General features: G+C 65.8%; 20 protein-coding genes. 9 read left to right on the forward strand and 11 right to left on the reverse strand.

The window, feature by feature from the left end:
* Positions 1-64: 64 nt before the first annotated feature.
* The 4 genes from ACFQ9R_RS08030 to ACFQ9R_RS08045 all read right to left on the reverse strand — a co-directional run bounded on the left by ACFQ9R_RS08030 (position 65) and on the right by ACFQ9R_RS08045 (position 4,305).
* Positions 65-1,270: a cytochrome P450 gene (locus tag ACFQ9R_RS08030; RefSeq protein ID WP_378989595.1), complete on the reverse strand. Its 1,206-nt coding sequence runs from the start codon at positions 1,268-1,270 to the stop codon at positions 65-67.
* A gap of 60 nt (positions 1,271-1,330) precedes the next feature.
* Positions 1,331-2,491: an LLM class flavin-dependent oxidoreductase gene (locus ACFQ9R_RS08035; RefSeq protein ID WP_378989596.1), complete on the reverse strand. Its 1,161-nt coding sequence runs from the start codon at positions 2,489-2,491 to the stop codon at positions 1,331-1,333.
* Positions 2,492-2,698: 207 nt separating this feature from the next.
* Positions 2,699-3,574, reverse strand: coding sequence for an LLM class F420-dependent oxidoreductase (locus ACFQ9R_RS08040; protein WP_378989597.1), 876 nt, complete (start codon positions 3,572-3,574; stop codon positions 2,699-2,701).
* A gap of 257 nt (positions 3,575-3,831) precedes the next feature.
* Positions 3,832-4,305 (reverse strand): MarR family winged helix-turn-helix transcriptional regulator, encoded by a 474-nt coding sequence (locus ACFQ9R_RS08045; protein WP_378989598.1) that lies wholly within the window; start codon positions 4,303-4,305, stop codon positions 3,832-3,834.
* 119 nt (positions 4,306-4,424) lie between these two features.
* Here ACFQ9R_RS08045 and ACFQ9R_RS08050 point away from each other — a divergent pair, with 119 nt between their 5' ends.
* Both ACFQ9R_RS08050 and ACFQ9R_RS08055 read left to right on the forward strand, forming a co-directional pair.
* The gene (locus tag ACFQ9R_RS08050) at positions 4,425-5,306 is read left to right on the forward strand and encodes a DODA-type extradiol aromatic ring-opening family dioxygenase (RefSeq protein ID WP_378989599.1); all 882 of its coding nucleotides are present in this window, start codon (positions 4,425-4,427) and stop codon (positions 5,304-5,306) included.
* Positions 5,307-5,382: 76 nt separating this feature from the next.
* A complete protein-coding gene (locus ACFQ9R_RS08055; RefSeq protein WP_378989600.1) occupies positions 5,383-6,318 on the forward strand; it encodes an NADP-dependent oxidoreductase in 936 nt (311 codons plus the stop codon).
* Between the two features lie 124 nt (positions 6,319-6,442).
* On the opposite strand, the gene ACFQ9R_RS08060 is transcribed toward ACFQ9R_RS08055, so the two are convergent.
* From ACFQ9R_RS08060 to ACFQ9R_RS08070, 3 genes are all read right to left on the reverse strand, one after another.
* Positions 6,443-6,940, reverse strand: coding sequence for a DUF6764 family protein (locus ACFQ9R_RS08060; protein WP_378989601.1), 498 nt, complete (start codon positions 6,938-6,940; stop codon positions 6,443-6,445).
* Positions 6,941-7,198: 258 nt separating this feature from the next.
* A complete protein-coding gene (locus ACFQ9R_RS08065; protein WP_378989602.1) occupies positions 7,199-7,996 on the reverse strand; it encodes an SDR family NAD(P)-dependent oxidoreductase in 798 nt (265 codons plus the stop codon).
* Between the two features lie 33 nt (positions 7,997-8,029).
* Complete coding sequence (locus ACFQ9R_RS08070; RefSeq protein WP_378989603.1) at positions 8,030-8,599, reverse strand: hypothetical protein; 570 nt, start codon at positions 8,597-8,599, stop codon at positions 8,030-8,032.
* 84 nt (positions 8,600-8,683) lie between these two features.
* Between ACFQ9R_RS08070 and ACFQ9R_RS08075 the strand changes: the two genes are divergently transcribed.
* Positions 8,684-9,250, forward strand: a complete 567-nt coding sequence (locus ACFQ9R_RS08075) for a TetR/AcrR family transcriptional regulator (RefSeq protein WP_378989604.1) — start codon at positions 8,684-8,686, stop codon at positions 9,248-9,250.
* Positions 9,251-9,304: 54 nt separating this feature from the next.
* On the opposite strand, the gene ACFQ9R_RS08080 is transcribed toward ACFQ9R_RS08075, so the two are convergent.
* Positions 9,305-9,964, reverse strand: coding sequence for a hypothetical protein (locus ACFQ9R_RS08080; protein WP_378989605.1), 660 nt, complete (start codon positions 9,962-9,964; stop codon positions 9,305-9,307).
* A gap of 246 nt (positions 9,965-10,210) precedes the next feature.
* Here ACFQ9R_RS08080 and ACFQ9R_RS08085 point away from each other — a divergent pair, with 246 nt between their 5' ends.
* The gene (locus ACFQ9R_RS08085; protein ID WP_378989606.1) at positions 10,211-11,119 is read left to right on the forward strand and encodes a hypothetical protein; all 909 of its coding nucleotides are present in this window, start codon (positions 10,211-10,213) and stop codon (positions 11,117-11,119) included.
* A gap of 44 nt (positions 11,120-11,163) precedes the next feature.
* Here the strand turns inward: ACFQ9R_RS08085 and ACFQ9R_RS08090 are convergent, their stop codons facing one another.
* Both ACFQ9R_RS08090 and ACFQ9R_RS08095 read right to left on the reverse strand, forming a co-directional pair.
* Complete coding sequence (locus ACFQ9R_RS08090) at positions 11,164-12,075, reverse strand: alpha/beta hydrolase family protein (protein WP_378989607.1); 912 nt, start codon at positions 12,073-12,075, stop codon at positions 11,164-11,166.
* Between the two features lie 86 nt (positions 12,076-12,161).
* Complete coding sequence (locus tag ACFQ9R_RS08095; RefSeq protein ID WP_378989609.1) at positions 12,162-14,273, reverse strand: acyltransferase family protein; 2,112 nt, start codon at positions 14,271-14,273, stop codon at positions 12,162-12,164.
* Between the two features lie 280 nt (positions 14,274-14,553).
* Between ACFQ9R_RS08095 and ACFQ9R_RS08100 the strand changes: the two genes are divergently transcribed.
* Both ACFQ9R_RS08100 and ACFQ9R_RS08105 read left to right on the forward strand, forming a co-directional pair.
* The gene (locus ACFQ9R_RS08100; RefSeq protein WP_378989610.1) at positions 14,554-15,144 is read left to right on the forward strand and encodes a hypothetical protein; all 591 of its coding nucleotides are present in this window, start codon (positions 14,554-14,556) and stop codon (positions 15,142-15,144) included.
* 143 nt (positions 15,145-15,287) lie between these two features.
* Positions 15,288-15,848, forward strand: coding sequence for a hypothetical protein (locus ACFQ9R_RS08105; protein WP_378989611.1), 561 nt, complete (start codon positions 15,288-15,290; stop codon positions 15,846-15,848).
* A gap of 333 nt (positions 15,849-16,181) precedes the next feature.
* Here the strand turns inward: ACFQ9R_RS08105 and ACFQ9R_RS08110 are convergent, their stop codons facing one another.
* Positions 16,182-16,793, reverse strand: coding sequence for a hypothetical protein (locus ACFQ9R_RS08110; RefSeq protein ID WP_378989612.1), 612 nt, complete (start codon positions 16,791-16,793; stop codon positions 16,182-16,184).
* 299 nt (positions 16,794-17,092) lie between these two features.
* Between ACFQ9R_RS08110 and ACFQ9R_RS08115 the strand changes: the two genes are divergently transcribed.
* From ACFQ9R_RS08115 to ACFQ9R_RS08125, 3 genes are all read left to right on the forward strand, one after another.
* Positions 17,093-17,713, forward strand: a complete 621-nt coding sequence (locus tag ACFQ9R_RS08115; protein WP_378989613.1) for a hypothetical protein — start codon at positions 17,093-17,095, stop codon at positions 17,711-17,713.
* 150 nt (positions 17,714-17,863) lie between these two features.
* Positions 17,864-18,307 carry an RDD family protein gene (locus tag ACFQ9R_RS08120; RefSeq protein ID WP_378989614.1) on the forward strand — a complete coding sequence of 148 codons (444 nt, stop codon included), beginning with the start codon at positions 17,864-17,866 and terminating at the stop codon, positions 18,305-18,307.
* A 99-nt stretch (positions 18,308-18,406) separates the two neighbouring features.
* A complete protein-coding gene (locus ACFQ9R_RS08125) occupies positions 18,407-19,057 on the forward strand; it encodes a zinc ribbon domain-containing protein (protein WP_378989615.1) in 651 nt (216 codons plus the stop codon).
* Positions 19,058-19,060: the final 3 nt, after the last annotated feature.

The raw sequence follows: 19,060 nt of genomic DNA on the forward strand, positions 1-19,060 counted from the left end.
GCACTTCTCCTCACTCGCTTGCGGGTGGACACGCCGACGTGCGGTCGGCGTCGGTGATCGGGATCTACGGAAGTACGCGCACCGGGACATTGTTCCAGCCCGCGAGATTCTGCATGTTCACTCGCTGGCAGCCATCCCAATCGACCTCGTACCGTGGCATGAAGTCGAGCAATCTCTGCAAGGCGATAGCGCTTTCCATCCGTGCCAGCGCCGCCCCCAGACATGTGTGAATGCCGAAGCCGAATCCGAGATTCAGGGCCTGGGTGCGGTCGCGATCGATGTCGAAGACGTCGGGCTCCTTCCAGGCGTCGGGATCGCGATTGGCGGCGCCGACCAGCAAGAACACCGGCTTTCCGGCGGGAATGGTGACGCCGTGCAGCGTGACGTCCTCGCGTGAGCGACGCACGTTGTATTGAGTCGGTGATTCGTAGCGGAGCACCTCTTCGACCGCCGCGGGGATCTTGCTGCGATCGGCCTGCAATTTCTCCCACTGTTCGGGGTGCTGCGCGAACAACACCACCATGCTGGCCACCAGTCGCGTCACGGTCACCGCGCCCGCTCCGCCCAGAACGAGGGCGAACTGGGCGATTTCGGTGTTGTCCAGGCCGGTGACCTCACCGTTTTCGCGCTGCACCGTAGCCGACACCAAATCGCTGATCATGTCGTTCCGCGGCCGGGCCCTGCGCTCCTTCACCACCTGGTAGTAGACGACCAGCATCTGCAGGGCTGCCTGGAGGCCGGCTTGCGAGATCTTCACCGCGCCGGGCTCGCGGTGCAGGAAGTCGTCGAGCCACAGCCGAATCTGCCCACGACGCTCGTCGGGGACACCCAGCATCGTCGTGATGACCTCGATGGGGAACAGCGCCGAGAAGTCTTGAACGACATCGAATTTCGCAGGATCTGCGGCGTGGAGATGTCGATCGATCAAGTCCGTGGCCAAGGGGCGCAGTTCCTCGATCGCACGCGGGGTGAACACCTTGTTGACGAGGCCGCGCATATGGCGATGCTCGGGCGGATCCATGGTGATGATCGACTTGTGCATGGGGGGTTCCCCCGATTGCACGGTTCCGAGGTCTACGCCCTCAGCCGAAGAATACGTCTCGAAATTCTTGTGCCCGGCCGCGACATCGACATGGCGGCTCAAAGCATAGAAGTCATACTTCTCGTTGTAGTAGACCGGGGCGTCTTCACGCAACCGGCGATACGTCTCGAACGGTCCGTTGAAATAGTCTTCCGAGAAAGGGTCGAATTCTATTTCTTCAGGCGGCACCTGTGGCCTTCTTTCGCGCATTGCAAGAGGATTGCTGTGACCCGTCGTGTACCGGACCGGCTACGAAGCGGCTTCGTCGTGGTACTTCTTCGTCATCTGATCGATGACCTCCTGGTGCTGCTGGGCGAGTTCGTCTCGCACCTGTGCCGCCCGGGCAGCAGCATCCAGTGTCGGCTGCGATTGGCCCTGGAAGTGCGGCATCACCTCGTCGGCGAAGAGCTCAGCCGAGCGCTTGGTGGCCGCGGGATTCGCCCATTCGTGAGCCATCTGCAGCATGCAGCCGAACCCACCGGACTGGTCCCACAGTCGCTGAACCTGTGCCCGAGCGCGCTCCGGCGTGCCGATGACGCCCACCCCGAGGTTGTTGATGATGTCGATCATCTCGTCGAGTTTCTCCCCCGGCACCGTGAGGTGGGGGAAGGCAGCCACCTTCTGAAAATAGCGGAACCACGACTCGATGCCGAACTTGACGTCCTCGCGGGCCTGCTCGTCGGTCTCGGCGATATGGAACGGCCCGGCCAGCGCCCAATTCTTTCGATCGACCCGGGTGCCGAAGGCTGCGGCCTGTTTCTCGGCGATATCCCAGTGGTACTGGAGGGCGTTGAAGCTTTCCAGTGTCAGCGTCGAGCCGATGGAGATCAGGCCGATCCCGTGCTTTCCGGCCAGCCGCGCGCCGGTGGGGGAGGAGACTGCGGCGACGGCCAGCGGTATCCCGCCATCGGAATAGGGGGCCAGCTGCAATCGGGCGTCGCACAATTCGTGTGTCGGCGTTTTGGCGCTGACGGTTTCGCCGGCCAGTAGACGGACGACGATGTCGAGATTCGTCTCGAGGAGTTCGCGCGTATCCGTTTGGCTCAAACCGATCATTCCGGCATCTGTCGGAAGTGAACCCGGACCGAACCCGCCGATCAACCGGCCGTGTGTGAGATGGTCGAGCAGCATCAGCCGGTCGGCGACCCACAATGGGTTGTGGTACGAGAGGGAGATGACGCCGGTGGCGAATCGGATTCTCTTGGCTCGTTGTGCAGCAGCGGCGATGAAGATCTCCGGCGAACCGATTATTTCGCTCCCCGCCGAGTGATGCTCGCCCAGCCACGCCTCGTCGTAGCCGAGTGCGTCGATATGTTCGATGAAATCGAGGTCGCGCTGTAGCGCAAGTGTCGGGTTCGTACCCGCGCGATGAAAAGGTGCGATGAAGTACCCGAACCGAAGCCGAGCCATGATGAATCCTCCCCTTGACGTGATTTCCTGAATCGTAGCGCGCTGGTCGGCCCGCCGCCATGGTTCGAGTCGACGTTCCGGCGGTAGGTGGGCCCGTGGGTGTATGTCTCTGCGGCCGTCGACCCTGGTGATCGGCTTGCTCGTACGCCTAGATCCGAACGTGCGGATGTGCGGTGGCCCAAGCGATCTCGATAGGCGGAGGACGCGTCAACGGCCGTTGAAGGGAGCCATGACATCCGTCTGGTACCGCTGCATCGCCGCTGCCGGGTCGCCCCAGAACAGCCCTGCGGGAACTAATACCCGACTTACGCCGAGGCTGCGCAGAGTGTCCAGTTCTGCAAGGGAGTTCTTTCCGATGAGGGTTGTGCTGACGGTGACCTCGATATCGTCCAGATCCCTGTCTGCCGCTACCGCGGCATTTCTCATCTCGATCAGCAGGGACTTCAGGGTGTCGGCTTCCCTGGTCATCGGAAAGAATCCGTCGCCATAACTCCCCGCCCGCCTGGCCGAGGCAACGGAATTGCCGCCGATATGAACGGGTATCGACTTCTGGGCAGGCTGTGGGCGCAGGATACATTTGTCGAAATCGACGTACTTGCCGTGATAGCTTGCGACCGGCTGTGTCCACAGTGCTCGAATGGCTGAAATGTATTCGTCCGCGCGCGCACCACGATCCTCGAAGGGTACGCCGACGGCTTCGAACTCCTCCTTCAGCCAGCCCAGTCCGATGCCGAACTCGACCCGTCCGCCACTGAGGTGGTCGAGCGTGGCGAGTTGCTTGGCCAGTACAACTGGATTCAGCAGGGGAGCGATCATCGTGCCGGTGGCCAGTCGTATGGTGTCCGTAGCCGCCGCGATATAGCCGAGCCATACCAGCGGATCCGGGATCGACATATCATCGCCGCCGGGCATTCGACCGTTCTGAGTATATGGACAGGGTGACGTATAGCCGGAGGGAATGACAACGTGCTGACTGGCCCACAAGGATTCGAACCCCAACCCCTCGGCCGTCTTCGCAAGGTCGGCCGCAGCTGCCGGCTCACCCATCGTCCCCGTGTTCGCGAAGAGAATACCGAATTTCATGATTTTTCTTCCTGCTGATCGATCACATCGTGCCGTCGTGACCGAAGCCTAGCCTCGATCTTTCGTGCGCTCAGCTGAACAGGAGGTCGCCCCTGGTAGGTGATCGGTTCGCGGCATGGCCCGGAAACGGTTCTCCTGTCGGCGATTTCATCGAGGGTCTCGGCCGCGATCGTCTGAGCAGCCGCGGCCCGGGTCTTCGGCGTCGGTCTGCTTCGGGATGTCGCGGGTTGATGCGGGGGAGGGAGGCCCCAGGCGGCTCAGCCTCGTTCGAGTTCCCCGCGCACGGTGGCGGCGATGCGGGTGAGCGCGGTCCCGAGGTTGCGGCGCTGAGCGGTGGTCAGCGGATCGAACACGAGCCGCTTCACCTGCGCCACGTGCTCCGGGGCGCTGTCGGCGAGTTTGCGGCGGCCGCCGTCGGTGAGGGTGGCGAAGGTGTATCGGCCGTCGCTGGGGTCGGGTCGGCGGGTGACCCAGTCGCGGGCTTCGAAGCGGTCCATGGCTTTCGACAGCCGGGGCTGGGTGCTGTCGCAGACCCGGGCGAGGTCGCTCAGGCGCATCGTGTCGTCGTCGGCCATCGACAGCCTGGCCAGCACCCCGTACTCGAAGTTGGAGATGCCCGCGTCGCGCTGTAGCTGACGGTCGAGAGCTGCGGGGAGGGCGGTGACGACCGTGAGGAGCGCCTGCCACAGCTCCTGTTGGTCCTCATCGAGCCAGGGTGACGGGGTGTTCATGCGCTCATCGTACTTGCCCAGGAAACACGTACTTGCCTGGGCAAGTAATCGTGCGCTACGTTGGTACTTGCCTAGGCAAGTGAAAATACTTTCCAGGGCAACTTAAGGAGCTGATATTGATGACAACCAGCCGCCGCCTCTCCGCGAACGGCCGAGCTTCGGGCAAGCCTGCTGCCGCCTACACGGAGCTGCTCGCCCGTGTTATGCCACAGGCGCGCGAACAACTCCTGTGGAGTCCGGCCGACGGGCCGCTGCCGAGCCTGTTCGTCAGCCACGGTGCCCCGTTCACCCTCGACGATCCGCAGTGGCTCGGCGACCTCTTCGCCTGGGCTCAGTCGATGCCCAAACCCCGTGGCATCGTTGTTGTTTCGGCCCACTGGGAACAAGCACCAGCCGCGGTCACCGCGGCCGTGGCAGGCACTCCGCTCTACTACGACTTCAGCGGCTTCGACCCCCACTACAAGACCCTTCCCTACGCGACCCCGGACGCCACCGACCTCGCCCGCCGAATCGCCGGTCTGCTGGGCCCCGCGCCCGTGCACGAATTCGCTGACCGCGGCTTGGACCACGGCGCCTTCATCCCGCTCATGGCCATGTACCCCGCTGCCGATGTCCCGGTCGTACAGCTCTCGCTGCCCGGCCTCGATCCCCGCGTGCTCCTCGAACTCGGCGCACGTCTGCGGCCCCTACGCGAAGAAGGCATCCTCGTGCTCGGCTCGGGCTTCATGACACACAGCTTCGCCGTCTTCCGCCATCCTGAGCTCGTCGCCGAGACAGCAGCTTTCGATGAGTGGGCGGTCGATGCTCTGGCCCGCGGCGATGTCGATGCGCTGGCTGATCACCGGAGGAAGGCGCCCGGGGCCGCGGTTGCCCACCCGACGGCCGAACACTTCGTTCCGCTGCTGCTCACTGTCGGTGCCGCTGCGGACCCCGCCAGTGCGGTGAGCGCCATCGACCGCCTGGTCATGGGCAATTCCATCCGCTCGGTCCAACTGACCTGAGCCGGTTCGGCTTTCCCTTCCCGCTCGATCGCCTCATCCCGCGGCGACGAGATCGCACACCCTGGAGGACAGTTCCATGAAGGCAATCCGTTTCCACGAGTTCGGCGCCAGCGAAGTCCTGCGCTACGAAGACATCGAACGTCCTGTCCCCGCGCCGGGGCAGGTACTCGTCCAGGTCGTCGCTACTTCGTTCAACCCGGTCGACGATCACATCCGCGCCGGGCATCTGGCGCAGATGCTCCCGATCGTGCTGCCGTATGTGCCGGGCATCGACCTGGCGGGCACCGTCGTCGAACTCGGCGCGGATGTGACGGGCCTGGCGGTCGGTGACCGGGTCGTGGCGATGTTGCCCCTCGACTCCGCGGGCGGCGCAGCCGAATTCGCGCTGGTTCCCGCCGAGTCCCTGGCCGCGGCACCGCAGTCGATCGAGTTGGCGGACGCCGCGGCGCTGCCGCTGACCGGCCTCGCCGCCTGGCAGTTGGCGTTCGAGCTAGCCGAGCTGAAGCCGGGTCAGACGGTCCTGGTCAACGGGGCGGGGGGTGCGGTGGGCAGCCTGGTGGTGCAGCTCGCTGTCGATGCGGGAGCGCGGGTAACCGCGGTGGACGCGCCGGAGCACGCGGACCGGCTCGGCGGCTACGGCGCAGTCCGGGTCGAAGGCCCGCTCAGCCTTGCCGATGGTCCGGACGCGGTGGGTGGTCCGTTCCAGGTGGTGGTGAACCATGTGCGTGTTTCCCCCGAGGACCTCGCACAGTTGACGAACTATGTCGCCGACGGCGGGATCGCTGTCAGCTCGGCAGGCCCCATTCCCGAAGACACCGCCCGCGGGGTCCGCAGCGAGAGTCTCTGGGTCCGTAGCGACGGGGCCCAACTGGGCGAGCTGGTCGCCAAAGTGGACGCCGGCAAGCTCCGCCTCCACGTCGCCGACCGTCGCCCGGTCGCAGAGCTGGCCGAGGTACACGCGGACGCGGGCGCCGGTCGACTGACCGGGAAGACCGTCGTGCTCGCCCCCTGATCGCACCCGACCGAGGTAAGGCGTTTCCCGCTCGAGCGGGAAGCGCCTCCGCATCGAGGGTCGGGCGAGCTCGCCGTCGGTCAGGTGGAATGCAAGATCGTTTAGGGTCTTGCCGATCGGGGCGTCAGCCCATCGACACGCATCCCTGCAGGGTCTGGAAGTCACCTGCGAATCCGGGCCCGCCCGCACAGGTGGGTGTCGAGGTCCCGGTGACAGTCACCGTGGCTCCGGGTCCGGCGATGCCGATGGACAGTCCCGGCCGCACGCCGGTGACAACCGCCAGTGCACCCGGCCCCACCGCGATCGCGGCCGGTCCGGACAGATACTGCGAGGCCGAGGCGGCCTCGCCGCCGTTCGCCGCGATCGCGAGCGACAGGCTGGTGGGGGCGGCGTCGGCGTCGGCGTTGCCGTCGAGTCCGTATGCCGCGGCCGCCCCCATGGCCTCGCTTTCCGCGGCGCAGGACGCACCCTCCTCGCCCGCCTGGGCCGTGGTAGCGCCGGGGGCCGGACAGGCCGCGACCGGCGCGGCATTCGCTGTCGGGCCGCCGACCAGAGCCGACAGTGAAACCGCACCCGCACCTACCAATAGGGCCGCGGCGCGCCTAGCAGTGAAGCTGAACATCGGGGTCACCCTCGCTCTCGATCGTGTCGCTCGTACCCGGCAACCCGCGAGGCTGCCCGGTCGAGCTGAAATCTGAGTTGGACAACCTTCAGCTTACGCACCTAATGATGCAAATTCGATGCACTCGGCTACTTTTACGTTCGCAGGACGGGCGAGACCGTTGAGCAGGCTGCGGCAGCGTGGAGGTGCCCGTACAGGTGGGCTCCGAGATCGGCCGGGCGGCCACGCCGCCGCTGAACACGACGAGCGAGCGAGGGCTCAGTCGTTCTTGAAGGGGTTGAGGGTCTTTCCGGCGAGGTAGCCCAGTCGGATGGGCAGGGGCTTCATGGCGACGGCGGAAATCTTGTTGACGATGCCCGGGATGCACACGGGTTTGCCTTTCATCACCGCGGCCCAGCCTTCGGTGACGACAGCTTCGGGCTGCTGCCAGAGGATCCGGGGTAGCTGGTCGGCTGCGTCGCGAGTGCCCATGACGTCGTGGAATTCGGTGCGGGTGAAGCCGGGGCACAGCGCGGTGACATGGATGCCGTGGGGCTCGAGTTCCATGTCGAGGGCTTGCGAAGTGTTGAGGACGTAGGACTTGATGCCGGTATAGAGCAGGCCGGCGCCGGGCGGGGCGAACGCCGCGACCGAGGACAGGTTGATGATCCGGCCCCAGCGGCGCTCCTTCATGCCGGGGATGACCAGGTGAGCGAGTTCGGTCGGGGCGGTCACCATCAGCTGGATCTCCGCGGCCAGGGCGTCCCATGGGGTGTCGGCGAACGCGGTCTTGCCCGACAGACCCGCGTTGTTGATCAGGACGTCGACGTCCAAGCCCTGCTGGGCGGCGTAGTCGAGGATCGCGGCGGGTGCGGCGGGGTCGGTGAGATCGGCGGCGAACACCTCGCAGCGCACCTCGTGACGTTCGGTCAGCTGCGTGGCGAGCTCCTGTAGCCGGTCGGCGCGGCGGGCGACGAGCAGCAGCTGGTAGCCGCTGGCGGCCAGGTGGTGGGCAAACGCCGCGCCGATGCCGGCGGACGCGCCGGTGATCAGGGCGGTGCGGGGGGAGGTGGTCATGGGTCCTTCGTTTCGGATGGGGGTGGGCGGTGTTCAGGCGGGTGGGCCGGGCAGCTCGCGAGGACCGGGTGTGAAGTCATGGCGGGCTTTGCCGATGTCGCCGCGGTAGGAGCCGACCGGACCGGTCAGCAGGAAGGGGCGGGGTACGCGCCGCTGAGCGTCGGTGAATCCCCAGGTGCCGATGCCCAGGTAGACGCCGGGCGCGGCACGCCGCACCTCGTCCACCATATGGAGCGACCCGCACATCGAGGTGTAGGCGCGATAGATGAGCGTGTAGGCCGCAGCGCCGTCGTAGCGGGACGGCGCCAACAGTGTGCGCATCGGGTAGCGCTGCCGGACCCGGCCGAACTCGCTGAAAGTGTTGTAGCCGCGCCCGCTGTTCTCGTCGACGGGCTGGAATGCCTTGCACAGCCATGGACCGAGCGGGTTGGCCACGGCCACCTTTCCGGTCGCCACGGCGAACAGGTTCGGCTGCGCCAGCAGGGCGGCGGTGTATTCACCGTCGATCTCGCTGATCGTGGGGGCTTCGAGGGTGGTGAACAGGGCAAGCAGGCCGCTGGTGTTCAGGCGGCGCAGCTCCGCGGTCACGGCTTCGGTGCCCACAGGGAACTCCACTTCTCTCGACTTCTTGAATGGTCCTCAAGAAGGTAGCGCGTTCTTGAGGACCATTCAAGATAAAGTGATGGGGTGCCCAGGAATCGACGCCCGCAGGATCGCGAGGAGAAGCGCGCGGAGATCATCGCTGCCGCGCAGCGCCTGTTCATCGACGACGGCTACGAGTCGGCGCCCATGGGGCAGATCGCCAAGAGCGCAGGAGTCACCGTCAATACGGTCTACTGGTACTTCCGGGACAAGGACGAGCTGCTCATCGCCGTTCTGGATCGCCTCCTGGCCGAAGCGCTCGCGACCTATGCGTCGGTCGACGGCCTGCCGCTCAACGACCGGCTGCTGTGGGTGGTCGACCAGCTGGAACGGCTACACGGGCTCGTCAACACCGTGCACACCCGCGCCCCGGCCTCTCCCGCCATCGGCACCTGGCACGCCGGGTTCCACCAGCTGGCTGACGCCCTGTTCGCCGACGACCTCCGCAGGGCAGGCGCCGCCGAGGCCGACCTCGCCGCCATGACCGCCATCGGGACCTTCGTCATCGAAGGCCTACTGACCCATCAGCGCGACGACGCGGGCAAGCGAGCCGTCATCGACCTGCTCGTCCACAGCCTCACCGCCGCCCCCAGCCGAACCGGGACAAGCTGACCCGCAGTCGTCGAGATCGGGTGTTACGAACGGATCTTGTGCCCCCCGACCTGCTCAACCCGGAGGCTGCCAAAATCTCCCAGGCTGCATATGCCCAGGACGAGGCTGTTGGAAGGTATCCATCACCAATCGGATCGCGGCAACGACGGCACCCGGACCGTGTTCAGGCCTGCTGTCGAAGTCTTCGTATCGCACTGCGGCCGACCCGTGGACGATCAGTTCTTCGGTGTCCGCCGGATAGAAGCCATAGCCCACTCCGTCGGTGAGTTCGGTGTACGGATGACGACTGGAGTAGGCCGTAGCGAGAACGCCCGGGTGGGGAGAGCGCACCAGACCGCTGGCCGCCGCACGGTTGATCAGTGCTTCCAGTGCCGATTCGATCTCGAAGTCGGGGGTGCGGAAACCGAGCAGGTCGGCCCAGTCCGGAAACGTCGACTGGCGTAGCTGCAACGCCGCCGGTGCGCCGACGACCCATGCTCGCGCCCACTCGTCGATTGCCGGATCGATGACGAATTCCCAACTCCGCGCATCGAATTCCTCGTGGGCTCGCCGCGCACGCCGGGAGTCCTCGGCGTAGTAGGCCTCTCGAAACGCCGCAGTCGAGCGGTCGACAATCGGGGAATTGCTGTGCAGCGCCCTGTCCCGATCGTCCCAGCGCCGCACGGGAGCGATGCGCGCCAACGAGAGTTCGTAACCGGACGGCTCGTGCTTCATGCACGCACAGTACCGATGTTCAATTTCCGCGGAGGGCTGCAGCGAACGAGCACCAGCAGTCTCAACGGCAATTTATCCGCAACGGCATATTTCCGTGAGTGAGTGAGCTGGTCCGTCGATCCGATCAGGGGGACGCGCGCGCGTCCTTCGCGGCGCGGCGCGGGGCTTGACAGGGGCGCCGGACACGGCTTTGACTGACTTGGAAATGGGTTCCACCTCCTACGACAATGCTCTGAGAGGTCGACGATGGGTAACACGCGGATAGCGAGCCCGGGGCATCGGCGCGGATCGTCCGCCCGCCGCGGAGTCATCTCGGTTCTGGCACTGATCGGTGCGTGCCTGCTCTCCTTGACGGCTACCCAGACCGTCTCAGGGCAACCCATGGCAAACACCTCCGACACCGGATTCGCGATCCCCTTCGCCGGTGCGCCCGCCTACGAACACGTCGCACCACCGCTGATGACGAGTCCGGAGCAGCTCAACCAGCCGCTCGGTCAGGCATTGGCCGACACGATCGCCGGTCAGGTGGGTCTCGACAGAGCCGACGCGCTGACCGAGCAGCAATATCGTGACCTCAGCACCGGCGGCGGCGTCGGCGGCAGCCGCGAGGCGGCCGAGGTGATCGTCGCCTGCGTCGAGATCCTCACCAATACGGTCGGCCGCCCTCTCTATTCCGAGGTCAACGGGCAGCGCACGCCCTCGGTGCTGGCCAGCTACGGACTGTACGTGAACCCCGGTGGGCTGTTGGAGAGCCCGGCCAACGTGGACGCGCCGACCAGGCAGGTGAACACCTTGCTCGCGCCCGGCGGTTACGTCGGAACGTGGTTGCGCGACAACGGCGCGTTGCGCACTCTGGTCGCGCTCTACCGGTCGGCCTACACGGTGCAAGCTGCCTACGGCTTCGCGGCACAACAGATTTCGGGCGCGGCGCAGCTGGTGACCAACACCAAGGGGGGCGTGAGCTCCGAGGTCGGCATGTCGATGGCCCCGCCGCTGTGGATTGTGAACTTCGCGCTGATCTACATCTTGAACCCGGCCCTGGCGGCCGAGATGCCGGCCTACTGGGCTCCCATACCCCCGCAGGTCGCCGACGCCATCACAGCGAGCCCGACCGGCCAGGTCCCTTTCGGCGACTATGCGGTCTACTTCGAGTGACGTGGTCAGCACCACGGTGTGCCGGCGGTCGTGCGAGCGGAGCGTCAGTTGATGGTGCCGACGTAGCCGATGATGATGTCGCGCGCTGTGTTCCATGCAGCAGACTCGGCGTCGGCGAATTCACCGTGTCCGGTACCGCGCAGGATTCGTAGGTCGGCGATGCCGCCGGCGTGAGTGACAGCTTCGACGTAGCGGTGACTTTGTAGCGGCGCCACAACTCGGTCGTTCTCGCCGTGTATTGCGGTGATGCGCGTGTCGTTCGCCGGGAGGCGGTGAATGGGGGAGGCGTTGCGGTAGCGGTCGGGTACCTCCGTCGGCGTACCGCCGAGGAGCTTCGGGACGAACGAATCCTGGCTCTCGGTGACGGCCAGATCCAAGTCGAGTACCGCCGCCATGAGGGTGAGACTGCGGATGCGAATCGCGGGATGTCTCGGTGGTTCGGCCGATCGGTGTCCGGCGGTCCAGGCGGCGAGGTGGCCGCCTGCCGAGTGTCCGGCGAGGTGAACCCGCTGTAGGTCGAGCAGGTTACCGAGGCGTGGTGCGACGATGTTCGCCAGCGCGTCGACGGCGTCGTCGACATCGGTGAGTGTGACCGGCCATCCGCCGCCGCCGTTCACTCGGCGATACTCGATGTTCCACACGGCGACGCCGTCGCCTGCCAGCGCACGGGCATGGGCGTCGAATTGCGCGAGGGTCCGGTTCTGCGCCCATCCGCCGCCGTGGATCAGCACCACCACGGGCAGTCGCGTGTTCGATGCCGGTGGCAGATAGAGGTCGCCGAATGTCTCCGGTGAGTTTCCGTAGTTGATGCGCATCGGGGATGGCGGAATCGCCGATGCTTCCACAGCGATCGTCTCGGCCGGTACCGACAGATCCGTGGCGCGATATCCCAGGGCGAGGATGACCACCGCGAGCACACCGAGACCGGCAATGCGACGCTTGCCTCCGTGTGCCATTGGTAGATCTCCTCTCGATATCTGCTCCGTATCGTTCCCGCTGTCGGTCAGCGACGAGATGGGGCGGTCGGATCCAGCGGCGTTCCTCACCACCACCCGAGTATCGGTTGCAGCTCCCGTCCGAGTGGTCCGGCCAGGGATCGGGAGTAGCTCGCGGTCAGGTGGTGTTCGTCGTGATAGATCAGGATGTTGCCTTCGGCCACCGCGCAGAGCGTGGGTTCGCAGACCGCGTCTGTCAGGTCGATCGGGAAGACACTGGGAAACGCCGAGGCCGGTTCCAGTCCTGGGTTGACCGGGTCGAGCGCGTCCTCGCGGCGCATGCCGCAGCTGGTTCGGTTCCCGCCGCCTGCCAAGCAATCGGTGGCCTTGTATCGGACGGTTCCGCGGCGCAGCCAGGGGGTGTCGCGGATGGCGACCACGTTGAGACCGCGGTCCGACAGTGCCGCCCAGACGTGGAGATAGTCGGCGGGCGTCTCGTCGCCGCCCTCGTCGCGGGGCCGGGTACCGGTGGTGAACACCCAGTCGGGGCGGTCGGCATCGAGGCGGTCGATCACTTCGGCCGACCAGTCCCGGCAGTCCGGGATGGGCTCGCCCTTGTAGGTGGCGTCGTCGGCGAGCGTGAGCGGGCAGCCCATCTTCAAGTACACCTGGATGCGGAACGAGTGTTCGGTGGCGAGCACCTGGAGCGCGGGCAGCCAGTGTTCGGCATGGGAGCTCCCGACCAGTGCCAGTGTTCGATCAGCATCCGGGTCGCCATAGGTGCAGGTGACGACGTCGCGGGTGTCCCAGTCCGCGATACATCCGTCCGCCGTGGGCGGGGGGACTTCGGTGGGCGCGGCGAAGACGGTGGGTCGCATCGGCTCGTCGGGTGTCGCAGCGCCGGAGGCCAGCGCCTCCGCACCCGGGTACAGTGCCGGGTCGAGCTCCCCGGCCGCGACCGGTGGCTTGACCTGGACCACTGCGAACTGCCAACCGGCGGTGACGGTGATGGTCGCCGCCAGCAACACCGCGACCGCGGACGCGGCGAGGTGCCGCGATCGTGCGTCCCCGGCATCGTTGCTGTCGGCTGGTGAAGTGCGCTGCCGCAGTGGCTGTTCGATCCAGCGGTGTGTCATCCAGGCCAGCACAACAGACAGCCCGATCACCCCGGTGCCGCCCACGAGACCGGCGTGGGTGTTCCCGCGTTCGGTGAGGAAGAAGATCAGGATCGGCCAGTGCCACAGGTACAGGGGATAGGCGATATCGCCGAGCCACCGCATGGCCGGATGCGCCAGTAGCCGGTTCGGCAACGGCCAGTCGGCGAACCGCAGCTGGGTCACCGAGAGGATCACCGCAGCCGTCGCGCAGACAGGGAGCAGGGCCGCGGGGCCGGGGAACCGGTTGGCGCCGTCGATGATGAGCCACCCGCACAGCACGACACCGAGAACACCGAACACCGACAGCGCGACGCGCACCTGCCGCCGCAACATGAGCGTCGGCGCGACGACGGCGAGCCCGGCGCCGGCCAGCAACTCCCACCCACGGGCGAAGCTGTCGTAGTAGTTCCACCCCTGGTTCGTGGCGACGCCGTAGGCCGCGTAGACGAACGAGGCCACCGACACCGCGACCACGACAGCGCCGATGGTCGCGCGAATCCGACCAGGTCGTGAGAGCCGCGCGCACAACCAGGCGACAGCCGCGACCGTCAGCAGTGCGGCCAGATAGAACTGCCCCTGCACCGACATCGACCACAGATGTTGCAGCGGACTGACCGAAGGATCGGCGGCCAGGTAGTCCGACCAGGTCAGGGCGAGCTGCCAGTTCTGGTAGTAGAACAGCGAGGACAGAACCTGCGCCGCCGCCGTCGACCATTGCGTATACGGCAGCAACACCACCGTCGCGACGACAACCGCCGCCAACACGACCGTCATGGCCGGGACGAGCCGCCGCAGAGTGCGGCGCACGACCGACCAAGCCCAGAACGGCTCCGGCGACTCCGCTCGGCGCAGCAGCAAGCCCGTGAAGAAGAACCCCGAAAGCACCAGGAAGACGTCTACACCCCCGGAAACACGACCGAACCACACATGAAAGACGACGACCAACGCGATCGCGAGACCCCGCAACCCGTCCAGATCGAAGCGGTACTCCAACTCACGGTTGGTTCGCGTTGCCGTGCCGAGACGAGTCTGCTCGGTCGAATCGGCGTCAACATCGGTCACAGCCCCTGACACCGCCCCGCGGAGCTCACATCGGGTACAGGCGAGCCGGTTCTCCGGAGAACGGACGATGACGAGGACATGACAACTCTCCTACCACGGACGAAACCGCCAGGTCCATTCGCCGGCGCTGGCTTTGAGCCGGGGGCCATGCCATCGGGCGTCGATATTCGCGGCGATCGTGGTGGCGGTAGGTCGCCGAACGGATAGTGGTTCGGTAAACATGATCTGAATTCCACTCGGGCAGTTATGGTCTGGGTGCCGTCGTCATGAAGGGACGTCCATGGACACCACTGACCGAACGACACCCGATCAACACTCCTGGGTCCGCCGGAATCGGTGGATCGTCATCGCGAGCGCGGTCGGCGCGGTGATCGGGTTGACGTTGGCCGGCGGTGGCCTCCAGCACCTGAAACCGCTGTTCGGTATCGAGAGCGATTCGGTACGGTTGACCGAACCCGATGCCCTGCAGGGTCTTCCGCGCCTCGCCGGTCCCGAAATTCAGCGCGAGGCCGCGACTGTCAAGAGCACCTACGGTGCGGACGTCGATTCGGTGGTCGCCGCTTACGGCGCCTCCAGCGAGCAGCCCGAGCTGATGGTCCATGTGGTGGCCGCGTCTTTGAAGAACCCCGAGACCAACCTCGACCGGCTGTTGACCGACACGCTCGGCACCACGCCCCGAGACGTGACGAGGGTCGACGCGGGCCCGTTGGGCGGTATCGCCCAGTGCGCCACTGCCGAAACCGTTCAGGGCGCGACGGCCCTGTGCTCGTGGGTGGCCGACAACAGTTTCGGCAAGATCGTATGGGTGGGCGCCTCACTAGCTGACGCGACGCGCGAATTCGCGCACATCCGGGGCCAGTTCGAGAGCTGATGTCCGGCCGAACTGCCAGTCGGCGCGCGAGTTCGGCCACAGCGTCATCTCCGCGCAGCGGTGGTCTACCAATCTTGTTGAGTCGACTCGGAACGTCGCTGGCTTCGTGCGACGGGTTACCGTCCAGCACTACGTTCGGCGGCGTGCCGTCGGCGTCGGTCAGAGCGATAGCTTTGGTTGTGCTTACGGTGATGATGAACGACCGAGCGACGAGGGTGCTCGGTGTTCGGGGCGGATTCGGCGGCCTGGACCCAGAGGAGGGCTTGGCGGCCGGTCTGCGGAAGAGGGTGGACGGTGGGATCGAATGCCGCGGCGAGGTGGTGTGCTGGGGTCCGGTTCCCGCGCACGCTGACAACGCGCCGGGGCAGGCCGTCGATCTGACCGGCTGGGAATGTACTCATACCAGCTTCCATCTCGAAGACTTTGTGCCCGTTGAGGCTACGTACGCCGAAGGGCCGATCGTCAGCGTCGACGCGCAGCGAACCCTGCTTCGGCAGGGGATCGCACTGGCGCGGGAGGTCGGGCGACTGGCTGGTGAACTAGACGCGTCGATTCCGCTGCGATGCATCATCGCGACCAACGAAACCAACGGTACGTTCCGGTTTCACAAGATCCGGCCCGATGAAAGCTGGCTGGCCGACGACCTCGACGGTTACAACGGTGAATGCATAGTTGCTATCGACTTTCCCTCGACTCACCCTTGATCTGTGAGCCTCTGTGCGTGAACGGCAGCCCGTTCGGGTTGGCGACAGACGACACGGCTGTGTGTACCCAATCCCGGAACAAGCCAAAGACCAACGCACGGCGTCCAGTACCCGGGTCCGCCACCCGTTTGGGTCGCTCTCCAGCACGGTGGCGTAGGTAAGTCACCTGTGCGGACACCGACGCGCTCCCGATGGTCGACGCGATCCGTCTACGCCTGTCCGATTGGCGCTCTGGTCAGTACCCGGCTATCCGTTGACCGGGTACCTGACCACAACGACTCGGCTGGTCAGAACGCCCGGCCGCGGGATACCGCGGCCGGGAGCGTCGGTAGATCAGGGCTGGCCGCTGACGGCGGCGGTGACGGCGTCGAGGAAGGGCTGGCCGCCCATGGCGTAGCCGCCGGCGATGGCGCCCAGGACCAGGCCGACGGGGCCGGTGATGATGCTGAGGAAGCCGAAGCCGAGGACCGTGCCGATGAGGCCGCCGAGGATGCCGCCCGCGACGACGCCGACCACGTTGCGGTTGATCTCGTTGGTCAGCTGGGACATGGGGCTGATGGCCTGCATCTCGCCGATTCCGGTGGCGCTCGCCTGCGGGGCGAGGACGAGGTGATGGCCGTTGTCGGAGATCGTTTGCGCTACCCGCATCTCCTTGCCGGAGATCTGGTAGGTGAGCGGGATGCGGGTGACGACGGCGCCGGAGTCGGCGACGAGGGTGACCGCGGTGTTGTCGTCGGTGGTGGTGAAGGTGCCGCCGGCGACGGTGGTGGTCAGCACCCGGGAGAACTCGGTGAGGGTGGCCTCGTAGTGCACGGACTGGTCGACCCCGGCTGTGGTGACCTCAGGGCGCGGCGGTGCGACCGGCTGTGCGGCGGCGGTCCCCGCGGTGATCCAGACGGCGGCGCCGACCAGGAGCGTGGCAGCAGGGAAGTAACCGAGTTTCATCAGGGAATTCCTTTACGCATCACGAAAGTTTGCGCGGCAAAACGGCGTGCCGCTGCTCGGGGCACGAACCGTGTTGTCCGCCAGTGAGATCGGGCAGACAATAGCATCCTTTTCCGGCTGTCGGTGAACCGTGTCGAATTGGGCGGTGGACCAGTGTTTAGCATTGTTAAAAGACGCAGATTCACAATTCGACACGTTCGTGTGTGCCGTGTAAGAACTGTCAGGCGAGTGGGACGTCGGTCGGGGATGTCCAGCGGATGAGTAGGACAACACAGATGGCACGTCGAAGAAACCTAGCCATGCTCGGCGTGTCCATAGGGGCGGTGTTTGCCCTGGCAAGTGCGTTCTACCTGGCGCTTTCGGTCGTCGTGGGGTTCGCAGCCGAGGAGCCCGACGGGCCTGAGAATGCCTCCGCTGAAAAAACTTTGCCGAGCGAGGTTTCGGCAACTCAACCGCTGGGAACTATTACCGATGTTTCTGGCAGCGTCGTGTCGACTTTGACCAAATCCGCGACGCGGATTCCCTGGGTGGAACTGCGTGCCGGCGATTGTGTGGATTTGAATGCGAGTCCGGACGATATTCGCCAGGTCTCGTGCGGCGACATCAACTCCCGCTACAAGGTGACGGAATTGGCGTCGGTGGGCGGGCACTGCCCGGGCGACGTCGACCGCGCCCAACCTCGGACACTGCCCGGCGGCGTGGACCAAACCCTCTGCCTGGACATCGACTGGACCGTCGGGGAGTGCCTCGACATGGCGGGGGACGCGGCGAGGCACGTGGACTGCGCCGCCGACATCCCCGGTCGGGTCCGCGTCCTCGAGATCCGGCATGACACCACGGATGTGAACGTCTGCACGATCGGCGACCGCGGTGTCGTCTACGACCAGCGCCGCTACGTGGTCTGCGTCAGCACCCGCTGACCCGCCGGGATCGTCAGTCTGCCGTGCCGATGGTCGCGGCGGTCGTCTCCGCACTCGATGTGGCCTCGATCCGACTGACCGGCTCCTGCCCATTCGCTGTGTGTGAGATCCTCGGTGTACCACCGTGACTGGTGTATTCGAGGAGGAACCATGACCAACGCAGTCGGCATCACTCCCGCTGGAATCGGACGTCGGGCAGGGGCCAGGTTCATCGACTGGATCATCGCCGGAATCGTCGGCGCCGTGCTGTTCTGGATCCTCGAGCGAGTCACCGATCTCCCCAGCTGGATCGCGATCCTGCCCGGCGCCGGATTCGGGTTCCTGTACTTCGTCGTCTTCGAAGTGGCGACCGGATCGACCCCGGGCAAGAAGCTGCTCGGTCTGCACGTGAACGGCGCGGGCGGAGCGGTCAAGCCCGATCTCGTCGAATCGGCCAAACGCAACGCCTACATGCTGCTGAACCTGATTCCCTGGCTGGGCGGGCTGCTGTGGTTCGTCGCGGCCATCGGCATCGCGGTGACGGTGAGTTCGAGCCCGAGCAAACAGGGCTGGCACGACAAGTTCGCGGGTGGCACCCAAGTGGTCAAGGACTGATCCGGCCGTGGTGCGGTTGTGTTGCGTTCTTCGCGGCCCCCGGCGATAAGGAATCGGCGAACGCCGAAACTCCTGCGCCGGAAGAGGAACCGAACACACATGGCCGTACCGGTGGTCTTCACCAGCAACTGTTCCGACCAGTCCAACGACAACGGTTTCCAGTGGGAGTTCCGTTGCGAACGCTGCACCACCGTCCACCGGTCAGCGTTCCAGCAGAACTACCTGTCTCGGGGTCGCGGTGTGCTGCGCTCGATGCGTGATCTGCTCGGGGACCGAATCCCTCTCCTCCACAAAGTATCTTCGGCCGCGGACAGCTACTCCAACAGTTGGGGCGGCTCCGCGTCGAGCACCAAGGACGCTGCGTTCGCCAAGGCTGTCGACGAGGTAGCGCGCGAGTTCCGTCTGTGTGCGGGCTGTGGTTCGTGGACGTGTGCGCGGATCTGCTGGAACGACCATGTCGGACAGTGCACCAACTGCTCGCCGCAGGTGGGGCACCAGATCGCGCAAGCGCAGGCAGCCGCCCGCGGCGCGCAGATCCACCAGGCGGCTCAGCGTCAGGAGTGGTCGGGACAACACGACCTCGGTACTCCCGCGCGCGTCGCCTGCCCCACCTGCGCCGCCACCACCGACGGCGGCCGGTTCTGTCCATCCTGTGGCAGTGCACTCGACATCCGCATCGATTGCCAAGGTTGCGGTTCCCCTGTAGGTCCAGGCGCGCTGTTCTGCTCGAACTGCGGTCGCGCCAGATAGGCG

Origin of the sequence: Nocardia sp. NPDC056541, assembly GCF_042794235.1 — a bacterium.
Classification (GTDB): Bacteria; Actinomycetota; Actinomycetes; order Mycobacteriales; family Mycobacteriaceae; genus Nocardia.

Excerpts from the sequence above, each read along its gene's own strand:
- ACFQ9R_RS08035 (WP_378989596.1), bottom strand. The coding sequence starts at position 2,491 with ATGGCTCGGCTTCGGTTCGGGTACTTCATCGCACCTTTTCATCGCGCG.
- ACFQ9R_RS08040 (WP_378989597.1), bottom strand. The coding sequence starts at position 3,574 with ATGAAATTCGGTATTCTCTTCGCGAACACGGGGACGATGGGTGAGCCG.
- ACFQ9R_RS08045 (WP_378989598.1), bottom strand. The coding sequence starts at position 4,305 with ATGAACACCCCGTCACCCTGGCTCGATGAGGACCAACAGGAGCTGTGG.
- ACFQ9R_RS08050 (WP_378989599.1), top strand. The coding sequence starts at position 4,425 with ATGACAACCAGCCGCCGCCTCTCCGCGAACGGCCGAGCTTCGGGCAAG.
- ACFQ9R_RS08055 (WP_378989600.1), top strand. The coding sequence starts at position 5,383 with ATGAAGGCAATCCGTTTCCACGAGTTCGGCGCCAGCGAAGTCCTGCGC.
- ACFQ9R_RS08060 (WP_378989601.1), bottom strand. The coding sequence starts at position 6,940 with ATGTTCAGCTTCACTGCTAGGCGCGCCGCGGCCCTATTGGTAGGTGCG.
- ACFQ9R_RS08065 (WP_378989602.1), bottom strand. The coding sequence starts at position 7,996 with ATGACCACCTCCCCCCGCACCGCCCTGATCACCGGCGCGTCCGCCGGC.
- ACFQ9R_RS08080 (WP_378989605.1), bottom strand. The coding sequence starts at position 9,964 with ATGAAGCACGAGCCGTCCGGTTACGAACTCTCGTTGGCGCGCATCGCT.
- ACFQ9R_RS08085 (WP_378989606.1), top strand. The coding sequence starts at position 10,211 with ATGGGTAACACGCGGATAGCGAGCCCGGGGCATCGGCGCGGATCGTCC.
- ACFQ9R_RS08090 (WP_378989607.1), bottom strand. The coding sequence starts at position 12,075 with ATGGCACACGGAGGCAAGCGTCGCATTGCCGGTCTCGGTGTGCTCGCG.
- ACFQ9R_RS08100 (WP_378989610.1), top strand. The coding sequence starts at position 14,554 with ATGGACACCACTGACCGAACGACACCCGATCAACACTCCTGGGTCCGC.
- ACFQ9R_RS08110 (WP_378989612.1), bottom strand. The coding sequence starts at position 16,793 with ATGAAACTCGGTTACTTCCCTGCTGCCACGCTCCTGGTCGGCGCCGCC.
- ACFQ9R_RS08115 (WP_378989613.1), top strand. The coding sequence starts at position 17,093 with ATGCTCGGCGTGTCCATAGGGGCGGTGTTTGCCCTGGCAAGTGCGTTC.
- ACFQ9R_RS08120 (WP_378989614.1), top strand. The coding sequence starts at position 17,864 with ATGACCAACGCAGTCGGCATCACTCCCGCTGGAATCGGACGTCGGGCA.
- ACFQ9R_RS08125 (WP_378989615.1), top strand. The coding sequence starts at position 18,407 with ATGGCCGTACCGGTGGTCTTCACCAGCAACTGTTCCGACCAGTCCAAC.